Source organism: Bacillus cereus group sp. BfR-BA-01381 (genome assembly GCF_022663555.1).
In the GTDB taxonomy this organism is placed as follows: domain Bacteria; phylum Bacillota; class Bacilli; order Bacillales; family Bacillaceae_G; genus Bacillus_A; species Bacillus_A pacificus.
The window spans coordinates 1-12,665 of record NZ_JAKUFR010000112.1; the positions used below are offsets into that span (position 1 = coordinate 1).

A 12,665-nucleotide genomic window follows, 5' to 3' on the forward strand; every position below is an offset into this window, starting at 1 on the left:
GTTGATAGGTTCGAGGTGGAAGCATGGTGACATGTGGAGCTGACGAATACTAATAGATCGAGGACTTAACCATATAATATGTAGCAATGTTATCTAGTTTTGAAGGAATATATAATTTTCTTCTTGACATTTCGAAAGAAATGTTTATAATGATAAAAGTCTGGTAATGATGGCAGAGAGGTCACACCCGTTCCCATACCGAACACGGAAGTTAAGCTCTCTAGCGCCGATGGTAGTTGGGACCTTGTTCCTGTGAGAGTAGGACGTTGCCAGGCTAATATTATTCCGCAGTAGCTCAGTGGTAGAGCTATCGGCTGTTAACCGATCGGTCGTAGGTTCGAGTCCTACCTGCGGAGCCATTATGCTTCCATAGCTCAGCTGGTAGAGCACTTCCATGGTAAGGAAGAGGTCACCGGTTCAAGCCCGGTTGGAAGCTTGGGAATAGGTTTAAAACTTTTTTGGCCCGTTGGTCAAGTGGTTAAGACACCGCCCTTTCACGGCGGTAACACGGGTTCGAATCCCGTACGGGTCACCACTTTTGGAGGATTAGCTCAGCTGGGAGAGCACCTGCCTTACAAGCAGGGGGTCGGCGGTTCGATCCCGTCATCCTCCACCATATATATTTTAAATGTCGGAGGGGTAGCGAAGTGGCTAAACGCGGCGGACTGTAAATCCGCTCCTTCGGGTTCGGCAGTTCGAATCTGCCCCCCTCCACCATTTTCTTTAAAATAACCTGAGAGGGTTTATTTTTTTGAAAAGATAACCATACTAGTAAATATTAATGGGCTATAGCCAAGCGGTAAGGCAACGGACTTTGACTCCGTCATGCGCTGGTTCGAATCCAGCTAGCCCAGCCATTTACGAGCCATTAGCTCAGTTGGTAGAGCATCTGACTTTTAATCAGAGGGTCGAAGGTTCGAGTCCTTCATGGCTCACCATTTTCGCGGAAGTAGTTCAGTGGTAGAATACAACCTTGCCAAGGTTGGGGTCGCGGGTTCGAATCCCGTCTTCCGCTTAATTACTAAGGGGCCTTAGCTCAGCTGGGAGAGCGCCTGCCTTGCACGCAGGAGGTCAGCGGTTCGATCCCGCTAGGCTCCATCTAATAGAGAAAGCTTACATCATATGATGTAAGCTTTTTTTGTGTTTAAAAAGACAACTTTCATACTTGTCATTTAAAATGGAGAAAACGTGAAAATAAAGGATGGGGATAATTATGAAAGTTGTTATTGCATCTGATTCATATAAAGAAAGCTTAACAGCTATAGAAGTATGTGAAGCTATTGAAAGAGGTTTTGGAGCAATTTTTCCTAAAGCAGAGTACGTAAAAATACCGATTGGAGATGGAGGGGAAGGAACGGTCGATTCCCTTGTTGATGCTACAAGCGGGAGGATTATATCATTTCATGTGACAGGACCGCTTAGAGAGAGCGTACAAGCCTTTTACGGTATGTCTAAAGATAAAAAGACAGCGTTTATTGAAATGGCAGCAGCATCAGGCTTACAACACGTTCCGGCTAAAAAGCGAAACCCACTTATTACGACGACGAAAGGAACAGGAGAACTTATACTACATGCGCTAGACGAAGGAGCTGAGCGTATCATTTTAGGACTTGGAGGAAGTGCTACAAATGATGGAGGAGCGGGTATGTTGTCAGCTTTAGGAGTCAGGTTTATAAATGGAAAAGGAGAAGTAATAGAGCCATCTGGTGGAACGTTACATTCGATTGTCTCTATTGATTTTTCACAAATGGATTCACGCTTAAAGCATATAAAGATAGAAGCAGCATGTGATGTAGATAATCCGTTAGTTGGAATAAGGGGAGCATCTTTCGTATTTGGGCCACAAAAGGGTGCGGATGAAGAGATGATGAAAGAGCTGGATGAGAATTTAAAGCATTATGCGCATATCCTTAAACAATACCTATTTTGCGACGTATCTAAAATACCTGGTGCAGGAGCTGCAGGCGGTATGGGAGCAGCTGTTATTGCAGTGCTAAAGGGAAACTTGCGGAGAGGAATTGAAATTGTATTAGATTATACAAATTTTGATAAGCATATAGAAGGTGCAGATTTAATTATAACTGGCGAAGGGAGAATAGATGAACAAACAGCATATGGAAAGGCCCCAGTAGGTGTTGCGGAGCGTGCAAAGCGTTTTCATATTCCTGTCATTGCGATTGGGGGATCAGTATCTCCGAATTATTCGGCTGTTCATGCAAAAGGAATAGATGCAGTATTTAGTATTACAACAAGTCCGATGACATTAGAGGAGGCATATAAAGTAGCAGAAGAGAATATTGAAATGACAGCAAAAAATATTGCAGCAGTGTGGAAAATAGCATCAGAAAAACACTTCTAAATGCGGAGTGTTTTTTATTATTATCTAATAATAATGATAGTAGTTGCTTCATTAAGTTAACTTTATACAGGGAATAGTCTTAAAATTTGGATTTCGAAGCGGATATAAGTGAATACTTTGTATATCCATACAGAAAAATGTCGAGTTGAGTCAGACTATATAAAAGATTTAAAATATTTAGTGAAGGCACAAAAGGGGGATACTATCTATGAAAAAAGAAATCTCAGTTATTGGAGTTCCAATGGATTTAGGACAGATGCGTCGTGGAGTTGATATGGGACCGAGCGCAATCCGTTATGCAGGTGTAATTGAAAGAATTGAAGAAATTGGATATGACGTTAAAGATATGGGAGATATATGTATAGAGAGAGAAAAAGAAGTAGATGTAAATACAAGCTTAAGAAACCTTACACAAGTTGCAACTGTATGTAACGAATTAGCAAGTAAGGTGGATCATATTATAGAAGAAGGGCGTTTTCCACTTGTATTAGGTGGCGATCATAGTATCGCTATTGGTACATTAGCTGGTGTTGCGAAACATTATAAAAACCTAGGTGTTATTTGGTATGATGCACATGGCGATTTAAATACAGAAGAAACTTCACCATCTGGAAATATTCACGGTATGTCACTTGCAGCAAGTTTAGGGTATGGACATCCCACGCTTGTAGATTTATACGGGGCATATCCAAAGGTGAAAAAAGAGAATGTTGTAATTATCGGTGCACGTGCATTAGATGAAGGAGAAAAAGACTTTATTCGAAATGAAGGTATTAAAGTATTTTCAATGCACGAGATTGATCGTATGGGTATGACGGCTGTTATGGAAGAAACAATCGCGTATTTATCTCATACTGATGGTGTGCATTTATCATTAGATTTAGATGGTCTTGATCCTCATGATGCACCAGGAGTTGGAACACCTGTAATTGGTGGCTTATCTTATCGTGAAAGTCATTTAGCAATGGAGATGTTAGCGGAAGCTGATATTGTTACATCTGCCGAGTTTGTTGAGGTAAATACGATTTTAGATGAGCGAAATAGAACGGCAACAACAGCGGTTGCTTTAATGGGTTCTTTATTCGGTGAAAAACTAAAATAAATGTAAGAAAAGCAACTGAGAAGTTGCTTTTTTTATTTGAAAATAGGCGTATAATAATGATTTATATTATACTGTACGATAAGAATGTTTGACATCTTACCAATTTAGACTAAAGGGGGTTGTTTGTAATTGTCGTTTGTTTCATGTATGGTATAATTAACTAGTTGTTGGAAATACATACAGATAGAGCATAAAACAATATTTCAATATATGGATAGAATTGCTCGTAAGTAGGAGGAAGGGTTAGCATGCCTTTTGAAGATACGACCATTTTGAAATATCTTAGTACGGCATTAGATATTGCCGTTGTATGGTTTATTATATATAAGCTAATTCTCATAATCCGAGGGACGAAAGCTGTTCAACTTTTAAAAGGGATTACAGTTATTATTGTCGTTCGGATGATCAGTATTTTCCTTGAATTGCGAACGCTATATTGGCTAACTGAACAAGTATTAACGTGGGGATTTTTAGCCGTTATTATTATTTTCCAGCCAGAATTGCGAAGAGCGCTTGAACAGCTAGGACGCGGAAGTTTATTTTCGCGTACTGGAACTCATGAGGATGATGAGCCTGAAATGGTTGCAACAGCGATAGCGAAAGCAACGGAATATATGGGAAAACGTAGAATTGGTGCATTAATTACCTTGTCAAAAGAGACCGGTATGGGTGATTATGTAGAAACGGGTATTCCGCTAAATGCAAACGTATCATCGGAATTACTCATTAATATTTTCATTCCAAACACACCTCTTCACGATGGAGCAGTAATTATGCAAGGAAGTACCATTAAAGCAGCAGCTTGCTATCTTCCGTTATCAGAAAGTCCATTTATCTCTAAGGAGTTAGGAACTAGGCATCGCGCTGCAATGGGAGTTAGTGAAGTTACTGATAGTATTACAGTAGTTGTGTCGGAAGAAACAGGCCAAATTTCTTTAACGAAAAATGGTAAGTTGCATCGTGATTTGAAGACAGAACAACTGAAAGATATGTTGTTAGCTGAATTTAGTGCGAACGAAAAAACGACTTCTTCGTCTTTATGGAATTGGAGGAGAAAGCGTCATGGATAAGTTAATGGAGAATCATTGGTTTTTAAAGGGGATCTCATTACTATTGGCGTGTATGCTTTTTATGTCAGCGACTTTAACTGAAAAAAATACGACATCGGGGATACTACCTTTTGCAAATGATGCGAAAGAAACATTAACTAATTATGCTATTAACGTTAAGTATGATGAAGAGAAATATATTGTAAGTGGTATTCCGGCAGAGGGCGTTAAGGTGAAGTTAGAGGGTCCAAAAGCAGCAGTTGCTACGGCAAAAGCGAAAAAACAATTTGATATACCAGTTGATTTGAGAGGTAGCGAAAAAGGAACTTATGAAGTTTCTTTGAAAACGAACGGACTTCCAGATGATGTGAAAGGAACAGTTCAGCCATCAACAATTAAAATTACTCTTCATGAAAAAGCGAGAAAATATGTTCATGTAGACTTGAAATTATCAAATGAGGATCAGATGTCGGCTGGTGCTACACTCGAAAAATCAAACATTAAACCTGATACGGTTGAGGTAGTTGGGACGAAAGAAGAAATTGAAAGTATTTCATCTGCTAAGGCGTATGTTGATTTAAAAGGTGTTAATAAAACTGTTACAAAAACACCCGAAGTGACATTATATAATAAAGAAGGCAAACGTTTAAATGTAAGAACAAGTCCATCTAAAATTAGTGTAACGTTGAATGTGGCGACGCAAGCTACGGCCAATAATACTGAAAAAACTGTTCCTATAACATATGCGAAAAAGGGGAGTTTACCGGAAGGATTGGCCGTTACAAATATTAGCGTTGAGCCAAGAGAAGTAACGATAGCAGGTCCAAAAGATATATTGGATAATATACAATCGATAGAGGGGGTCGAAGTAGATCTTAGTCAATTGACAGAGTCTACAACATTCGATACCTCTGTTTTATTACCAAAGGGTGTCACAAGTGCGAAGCCAAATCAAGTGAAGGTTTCAGTAGGCGTACAAAAAACAAAACAAACGAAAACAAGAACGATTGATGGTATATCAATTCAAAAAAATGGACTTTCTAAAGACGTTACGGCCCAGTTACTTTCGCCGCAAGATGGGAAGATAAGCGTTGATATTTCAGGAGAAACAAGTATAGTAGATAAAATAACAGCTGCTCAAATAACAGCAGTGATTAATCTACAAACTGTGTCTCCTGGGACGAAGGATGTTGCTATTCAAGTGAGTGGCCCTGGTAATATTTCAATAGAGCCAAAACAAAAAAGTGCTAAAGTCACAATTGTGAAGAAAGAAAATCCAGATAAAGAAGTACAGGGTAACGGTGAACAACCAAATTCAAATAATAATAAAGATAATCAAACTGAAAAACCAAAAAATCCTGAACCTGAACCTAAGCCTGATCCAGAAAAGGAAAAGGAGAAGGAACCGGAACAAAATAAAGATAAAGAAACTAGCCAAGAGCCAACAGTAGATAATCAAAAAGAGCCAGAAAAAGGAGCGAATCATAATGGGTAAATATTTTGGTACAGATGGAGTACGCGGGGTTGCGAATCAGGAGTTAACACCTGAATTAGCGTTCAAAATTGGACGTTTTGGTGGTTATGTATTAACAAAAGATACAGACCGTCCAAAAGTAATTATCGGCCGTGATACACGTATATCAGGACATATGTTAGAAGGAGCTTTAGTAGCAGGTCTATTATCAACTGGAGCAGAAGTAATGCGTCTTGGTGTTATTTCTACACCAGGTGTTGCTTATTTAACAAAAGCGTTAGATGCACAAGCTGGTGTTATGATTTCTGCATCTCATAATCCAGTACAAGATAATGGAATTAAATTCTTCGGTTCAGACGGTTTTAAATTAACAGATGAGCAAGAAGCAGAAATCGAAGCTTTATTAGACAAAGAAGTGGATGAATTACCACGTCCAACAGGTACGAACCTTGGACAAGTGAGTGATTATTTTGAAGGTGGACAAAAGTATTTACAATACATTAAACAAACTGTAGAGGAAGATTTCTCTGGTTTACATATCGCTTTAGATTGTGCGCATGGTGCTACGTCTTCTTTAGCTCCGTACTTATTTGCTGATTTAGAAGCTGATATTTCAACAATGGGAACTTCACCAAACGGTATGAACATTAACGATGGAGTAGGTTCTACACATCCAGAAGTATTAGCTGAATTAGTAAAAGAAAAAGGTGCTGATATCGGTCTTGCTTTCGATGGTGATGGTGACCGTTTAATCGCTGTAGATGAAAAAGGAAACATCGTTGATGGCGATCAAATTATGTTTATTTGTGCAAAGTACATGAAAGAAACTGGTCAACTAAAGCACAATACAGTTGTTTCAACAGTTATGAGTAACTTAGGTTTCTACAAAGCACTTGAAGCTAACGGTATTACAAGTGATAAAACAGCAGTTGGTGACCGTTACGTAATGGAAGAGATGAAGCGCGGGGGATATAATCTGGGCGGAGAACAATCAGGTCACATTATCTTACTTGATTACATTACAACTGGTGATGGAATGTTAAGTGCACTTCAACTTGTAAACATTATGAAAATGACGAAAAAGCCATTATCTGAGCTTGCAGGAGAAATGACAAAATTCCCGCAATTACTAGTAAACGTTCGTGTAACAGATAAAAAACTAGCATTAGAAAACGAAAAAATTAAAGAAATTATTCGTGTTGTAGAGGAAGAAATGAACGGTGATGGCCGCATTCTTGTTCGTCCATCTGGAACAGAACCACTTATTCGTGTAATGGCAGAAGCACCAACACAAGAAGTTTGTGATGCATATGTACATCGCATTGTAGAAGTTGTGAAAGCGGAAGTTGGCGCTGAATAATTTAATAAATTTATTGAAAAAGGAGCACAATAAGTGCTCCTTTTTCATATGTTTTATAGATGGTGAAAAAAATTTCATTGACGGTTGATCCATGTTTGTTATAAGATGGTCTTGTTCTTTTTCTCAAAGGAAAAATTGTAAATTATAGAAGCGCCAGAACTACAAGTAGTGTAGTTGACGAGGTGGGGTTTATCGAGATTTCGGCGGATGGCTCCCGGTTGTTCATCACAACCGCAAGCTTTTACTTAAATCATTAAGGTGACTTAATGGACAAAGGTGAAAGTGTGATGAGAGAAAAGGAACGGATACAAACTAGCTGTATAAGTATATACGGACTTAAACCCAATCGAGAGGAAGGTGAAAGCCGTTACAAGCTTACAGGGCTAGCAATATGTAATCCGTTTTTTAGTATAAATAAAAATGGTATCGGACTATGTCGTTACATGTTCGCAGAGCAGTGTAAGCATTTGTAACGGCGACTAAACATGTGTGGAATCGTAGGATTTATTGGAGAGCAAGATGCAAAGGAAATTTTATTAAAAGGTTTAGAAAAGCTAGAATATCGTGGATATGATTCAGCAGGTATTGCAGTACAAGCAGAGAACGGTGTTGTTGTATACAAAGAAAAAGGCCGTATTGCAAAACTTCGCGAAATCGTAGATGAGAACGTAGCAGCAAGCGTGGGGATCGGTCACACACGCTGGGCTACACATGGTGTTCCGAGCAAAGTAAACGCGCATCCGCATCAAAGTACATCAAAGCGTTTTACACTAGTTCATAACGGTGTAATTGAAAACTATGAGTTAGTGAAGAAGGAATTTTTACAAGATGTAACGTTCGTAAGTGAAACGGATACAGAGGTTATCGTACAGCTTATGGAACAACAAGTGAGCACAGGACTAAGTGTAGAAGAAGCGTTCCGTAATACGCTATCTCTTTTACATGGCTCTTATGCAATCGGATTACTTGATGCTGAAAATCCAAACATGATTTATGTTGCTAAAAACAAAAGCCCGCTATTAGTAGGTGTTGGTGACAACTTTAATGTTGTGGCGAGCGACGCTATGGCGATGTTACAAGTTACAGATCAATTTATTGAATTAATGGATAAAGAAATTGTAATTGTAACGAAAGAAAGTATTACAATTAAAAACTTACAAGGTGAAACGATTGAACGTGCACCGTTTACAGCGGAATTAGACGCAAGTGATATTGAAAAAGGAACATACCCTCATTTCATGCTTAAAGAAATCGATGAGCAACCACTTGTTATCCGTAATATAATTCAAAAGTATCAAGATGAAAATGGCGAGATTGAATTAGATCAAGACATCCGCAATGCGATTTTAGATAGCGATCGTATTTACATCATTGCATGTGGAACAAGTTATCATGCAGGTCTTGTTGGAAAACAATTTATCGAGAAGTTTGCAAAAATGCCAGTTGAAGTGCATGTAGCAAGTGAATTCTCTTATAACATGCCATTATTAACAGAAAGACCATTCTTCATTTATATTTCACAAAGTGGTGAAACAGCTGATAGCCGTGCAGTACTTGTACAAACAAATGAAATGGGTCATAAAGCATTAACAATTACAAACGTACCTGGTTCTACACTTTCTCGTGAAGCGGATTATACACTTCCGTTATACGCGGGACCAGAAATCGCAGTTGCATCAACGAAAGCTTACACAGCACAGCTTGCAGTACTTTCAATTTTAGCTGCAGATATTGCTAAAGCAAAAGGTGAAGTTCTTGGTTTTGACTTAACACACGAACTAGGGCTTGTAGCAAATGCAATGGTACAACTTTGTGATCAAAAAGAAGAAATGGACGCATTAGCAAAACAATTTTTAGCAACAACGCGTAACTGCTTCTTCATCGGACGTAGCGTAGACTTCTACGTAGGATTAGAAGGTGCATTAAAGCTAAAAGAAATCTCTTACATCCAAGCAGAAGGATTTGCTGGAGGAGAGTTAAAACATGGTACAATCGCTTTAATTGAAAATGGTACACCAGTTATCGCACTTGCTACACAAGAGCACGTAAACCTTGGAATTCGTGGTAACGTGAAAGAAGTAGTAGCACGCGGAGCTAACCCATGTATCATCTCAATGAAAGGCTTAGAAATGGAAGGTGACAGCTTCGTATTACCAGCTGTACACGAAGCACTAGCACCGCTAGTAGCAGTTATTCCATTACAACTTATCTCATACTACGCAGCACTTCACCGCGAGTGTGATGTTGATAAGCCACGTAACTTAGCTAAGTCTGTTACGGTTGAGTAGGAGATTGGTAGGTTAAATCATTGCTGTGTACAAAGATAATAAAATTGTTTTAAAAACGCCGGTCATATTATTCAATAATTGGTCGATATTATTGAATAAAACTAGATTTTCAAACGACTTTATTGTTATATTTTTAAGTACAGTGAAGCATCTTATATCCAAAATTAAATAACTAAAATATAACCCCGTTCTAAATTTAGAACGGGGTTATATTTGTATCGGATTTGTTCAGAGTATATAACATATTTTGAATATAGGAGCATCTATGCCTACCGTTATCTCTATGATTATATGGTTATTTGATCCAATGTGATCACTCTCCTTATAAATCAAACAGTGTAAACTGATAGGTTTATAAATGTAAATATTCGTTAATTAATTGTAAATATTATCCAAAATCGATTTATTTCAATTTTATTTATAGTAAGATATTATCGAGCTAGCAAATACCGGTATTTTTAGCTTAAATATACAATAGAATGGGTGGGAGTAATTTGAAAAAGAAAAGAAAGAATGCCGTAATAGGGGGAGTTTTATCAGTTGCTATATTGTCTTCAGCGCTTTTACCAAGCACGTCAGCATTTGCAGCAACTGAAACAGTACCCAATCTTAACAAAACAACAGCTCCAGTAACACAGTCAGTTACAAATGTTGATGGGGATGTTTCTGCGCAAGGATGGAAAACAAAATTAGCAGCACAAGCCATTCGAAAAGGTGGTTGGTTAGTATCAAAGCTAGCTGGTAAGATTTCACCTAAGGCTGAACAAGTATTATCAAAAAATACAAATAAAATTGCTAATTGGATTGAAACAGCAGGTGACGTTCAGGAGTGGGCCTTAGCTACATTTTTAGTATCTTTAGGAATTCCTCCAGCAGATGCAGCAGCAATTGCATACTGGATTGTATTATTCTTTGGCCTTTAATAAAATATAAATGCAAAAAAAGGTTCAGTATTTACTGAACCTTTTTTTATAAAAATATATAGAAGATAGGATGATATTATGAAAATTTTTTTAGCAACACTATTAATATTATTAATAGTGTTGGCGATAATGTATTTAATTCTTGATAGGAGCCGCTCAGAACAAACTGAGAATAAGGAAAATTATTTCTTGACTATACTGTCTGCTTTTGTAGGAGCATCGATATTTGTATGTATTACTATTATTCCATCCGTTGTACTTTTTTTTATTTGTTTAGGTATAGAAAACTTTTTTCCCCATTTACTGAAATCTGATAGTTTTTATGATCTTATGCTATTAGCTATTTTATCTATGGGAATCACCTTTATTTTTGAGGTCTTTTTTAAGGGGTTTTTTACTGGATTTTCTAGATATTTTAAATTACCTAGAATTATAAATATTGTAGGAGCCATATTGATATATACGATTATCTTTTATTTTGTAACTGAAAAGTTTATAGAAAATTTACATTTAACGATTGTGGGTGCTCTAATACTGTCAATCATTATGGTGTTAATAGATTCATTATTAAACAAATTTATAAAAATGAAAAAATAGTTTAGGGGGTTAATTTATGAAAAAAATTTTTTGTACTTTACTTATCCTTATTTTTATAATTATTTCTCCTTTACATAGCTTAGCGGCCAATAGTAAAGAAGTTAATTATCTAATAACATTTAATAACAAAATACATAAAGAACTCATACAAAAATATGGAGGAACAATCGAAGAAACATATTTAGGTATTATAGCCAATGTAAGGATTCCTCAAAATAAAGTAAACGAATTAAAACAACACCCAGAAGTACAAAGTATAGAAAAAAATCAAGATGTCAAAGCGTTAGAACAAAAAAAAGATTGGGGAATCGACTTTTTAAATATCCCGAGGATAAAAAAACAAAACAATAATTTAACTGGAAAAAATATATCTATTGCAATATTAGATACTGGAGTAGACATGAACCATGAAGATTTAAATCTTAGAAGAAGTTTCACCTTTATTAAAGGAACAAACGGATATAGTGATGAAAGTGGACATGGAACACATATTGCAGGGATTATAGGAGCAAGAGATAATCAAATTGGTGTGTTGGGAGTTGCCCCCGCTGCTCAAATATATTCATTAAAAGTATTAGATTCAAAAGAGAATGGAAAATACAGTAGTATCATTCAAGCGATTGAATGGTGTATACAAAACAATATAAGAATCATTAATATGAGTTTTGGAGGATATCAAAAATCAGATGCTTTGGAGATTGCTATAAATAAAGCACATGAAAAAAATATTATTTTAGTTTCTTCGGCGGGTAATACAGGATTCTTTGACGAAGATTCTATTACTTATCCAGCAAAATATAATAATGTGATTTCCGTAGGAGCAATAAATAGTCAACAGGAAAGGTGGTTTGCATCTAGCTTAGGAAAGAAGCTAGATATAATGGCACCAGGTGAAAATATTTTAAGTACTGCTCCAGGACAAAAATATGAAATGAAAAGTGGGACATCTATGGCAGCAGCCTATGTTACAGGGTGTATAGCTTTATTGTTAGAAAAAAATCCTACAATGACAAATACAGAAATTGAGACTATTTTAAAGGAGACCGCTAATCCAATTGGTATTCCCTTTGAATATGGAAATGGTATTTTAAATTTAGAAAAAGCAATGAATTAAAGTTATAACAAATTCTTCATATTATAAGGGAAAAGCTCGATTAGTTTAACTAATAATCAGTGGGGGATGGACAAAACCTCCACTGATTAAAGTTTTGCTTTATCGAAATTGGAATGAAACTACTTTTGTTTATCTGAATTTTTAGTTATCATTTTAAGTATTCGTGAACAATTTCCTTTATTATGAAAAGAAGAGGGGATAGATTACTAGGTATTACAAGGGGGCACATTGATGAAAGTGAGTGAAAAAACATATTTAAGTATAGAAGAGATTATTTCATTACCAACCTTATCAAGTACCAATATAAGCGATGATGGCAAAAATGTAGCATTTGTTAAGAGGACAGCTAACTGGAAAGACAATATATATAGAAATCATGTATGGATATATGAAAAGGAT

At 36.7% G+C, this 12,665-nt stretch carries 10 protein-coding genes, 9 tRNA genes, 1 rRNA gene and 1 pseudogene; all 21 read left to right on the forward strand.

All coding sequences use genetic code 11. From position 1 onward, the window contains the following. Positions 1 to 159: 159 nt before the first annotated feature. A 5S ribosomal RNA gene (gene rrf, locus MR079_RS25050) occupies positions 160 to 275 on the forward strand. A gap of 9 nt (positions 276 to 284) precedes the next feature. After that, positions 285 to 359: transfer RNA gene (locus tag MR079_RS25055), tRNA-Asn, on the forward strand. Between the two features lie 4 nt (positions 360 to 363). Further along, positions 364 to 436: transfer RNA gene (locus MR079_RS25060), tRNA-Thr, on the forward strand. Between the two features lie 24 nt (positions 437 to 460). Beyond that, positions 461 to 535: transfer RNA gene (locus MR079_RS25065), tRNA-Glu, on the forward strand. A 5-nt stretch (positions 536 to 540) separates the two neighbouring features. Then, positions 541 to 616: transfer RNA gene (locus MR079_RS25070), tRNA-Val, on the forward strand. A gap of 17 nt (positions 617 to 633) precedes the next feature. Then, positions 634 to 717 (forward strand) — tRNA-Tyr (locus MR079_RS25075). Positions 718 to 782: 65 nt separating this feature from the next. Beyond that, a tRNA-Gln gene (locus tag MR079_RS25080) sits at positions 783 to 857 on the forward strand. Between the two features lie 5 nt (positions 858 to 862). After that, positions 863 to 938: transfer RNA gene (locus tag MR079_RS25085), tRNA-Lys, on the forward strand. A gap of 5 nt (positions 939 to 943) precedes the next feature. After that, positions 944 to 1,015: transfer RNA gene (locus tag MR079_RS25090), tRNA-Gly, on the forward strand. A gap of 10 nt (positions 1,016 to 1,025) precedes the next feature. Continuing rightward, positions 1,026 to 1,098, forward strand: a tRNA-Ala gene (locus tag MR079_RS25095). A 115-nt stretch (positions 1,099 to 1,213) separates the two neighbouring features. Further along, positions 1,214 to 2,359, forward strand: coding sequence for a glycerate kinase (locus MR079_RS25100; protein WP_139869585.1), 1,146 nt, complete (start codon positions 1,214 to 1,216; stop codon positions 2,357 to 2,359). A gap of 208 nt (positions 2,360 to 2,567) precedes the next feature. After that, positions 2,568 to 3,461, forward strand: a complete 894-nt coding sequence (rocF, locus tag MR079_RS25105) for an arginase (RefSeq protein WP_000711569.1) — start codon at positions 2,568 to 2,570, stop codon at positions 3,459 to 3,461. A 248-nt stretch (positions 3,462 to 3,709) separates the two neighbouring features. Further along, entirely contained in the window at positions 3,710 to 4,531 is an 822-nt protein-coding gene (gene cdaA, locus MR079_RS25110; protein WP_001115700.1) for a diadenylate cyclase CdaA, read from the forward strand. Further along, the gene (locus MR079_RS25115; RefSeq protein WP_139869586.1) at positions 4,524 to 6,005 is read left to right on the forward strand and encodes a CdaR family protein; all 1,482 of its coding nucleotides are present in this window, start codon (positions 4,524 to 4,526) and stop codon (positions 6,003 to 6,005) included. The genes cdaA and MR079_RS25115 overlap by 8 nt, the downstream gene beginning before the upstream one ends. Next, entirely contained in the window at positions 5,998 to 7,344 is a 1,347-nt protein-coding gene (gene glmM, locus MR079_RS25120; RefSeq protein WP_000521482.1) for a phosphoglucosamine mutase, read from the forward strand. The genes MR079_RS25115 and glmM overlap by 8 nt, the downstream gene beginning before the upstream one ends. Positions 7,345 to 7,631: 287 nt before the next feature. Next, positions 7,632 to 7,817: a hypothetical protein gene (locus MR079_RS25125; RefSeq protein WP_001208183.1), complete on the forward strand. Its 186-nt coding sequence runs from the start codon at positions 7,632 to 7,634 to the stop codon at positions 7,815 to 7,817. Positions 7,818 to 7,829: 12 nt separating this feature from the next. Then, positions 7,830 to 9,632 (forward strand): glutamine--fructose-6-phosphate transaminase (isomerizing), encoded by a 1,803-nt coding sequence (glmS, locus tag MR079_RS25130; RefSeq protein ID WP_139869587.1) that lies wholly within the window; start codon positions 7,830 to 7,832, stop codon positions 9,630 to 9,632. Positions 9,633 to 10,126: 494 nt separating this feature from the next. Then, complete coding sequence (locus MR079_RS25135; RefSeq protein WP_242294839.1) at positions 10,127 to 10,555, forward strand: hypothetical protein; 429 nt, start codon at positions 10,127 to 10,129, stop codon at positions 10,553 to 10,555. A 78-nt stretch (positions 10,556 to 10,633) separates the two neighbouring features. Further along, positions 10,634 to 11,152: a hypothetical protein gene (locus MR079_RS25140; RefSeq protein WP_242294840.1), complete on the forward strand. Its 519-nt coding sequence runs from the start codon at positions 10,634 to 10,636 to the stop codon at positions 11,150 to 11,152. Between the two features lie 16 nt (positions 11,153 to 11,168). After that, positions 11,169 to 12,266 (forward strand): S8 family peptidase, encoded by a 1,098-nt coding sequence (locus MR079_RS25145; protein WP_242294841.1) that lies wholly within the window; start codon positions 11,169 to 11,171, stop codon positions 12,264 to 12,266. Positions 12,267 to 12,497: 231 nt separating this feature from the next. Beyond that, positions 12,498 to 12,665: pseudogene (locus MR079_RS25150) on the forward strand (TolB family protein); the annotation flags it as partial.

Coding starts and splice junctions, on each gene's coding strand:
- MR079_RS25100 (WP_139869585.1), top strand. CDS start 1,214: ATGAAAGTTGTTATTGCATCTGATTCATATAAAGAAAGCTTAACAGCT.
- glmM (WP_000521482.1), top strand. CDS start 5,998: ATGGGTAAATATTTTGGTACAGATGGAGTACGCGGGGTTGCGAATCAG.
- cdaA (WP_001115700.1), top strand. CDS start 3,710: ATGCCTTTTGAAGATACGACCATTTTGAAATATCTTAGTACGGCATTA.
- MR079_RS25140 (WP_242294840.1), top strand. CDS start 10,634: ATGAAAATTTTTTTAGCAACACTATTAATATTATTAATAGTGTTGGCG.
- rocF (WP_000711569.1), top strand. CDS start 2,568: ATGAAAAAAGAAATCTCAGTTATTGGAGTTCCAATGGATTTAGGACAG.
- MR079_RS25145 (WP_242294841.1), top strand. CDS start 11,169: ATGAAAAAAATTTTTTGTACTTTACTTATCCTTATTTTTATAATTATT.
- MR079_RS25115 (WP_139869586.1), top strand. CDS start 4,524: ATGGATAAGTTAATGGAGAATCATTGGTTTTTAAAGGGGATCTCATTA.
- glmS (WP_139869587.1), top strand. CDS start 7,830: ATGTGTGGAATCGTAGGATTTATTGGAGAGCAAGATGCAAAGGAAATT.
- MR079_RS25125 (WP_001208183.1), top strand. CDS start 7,632: ATGAGAGAAAAGGAACGGATACAAACTAGCTGTATAAGTATATACGGA.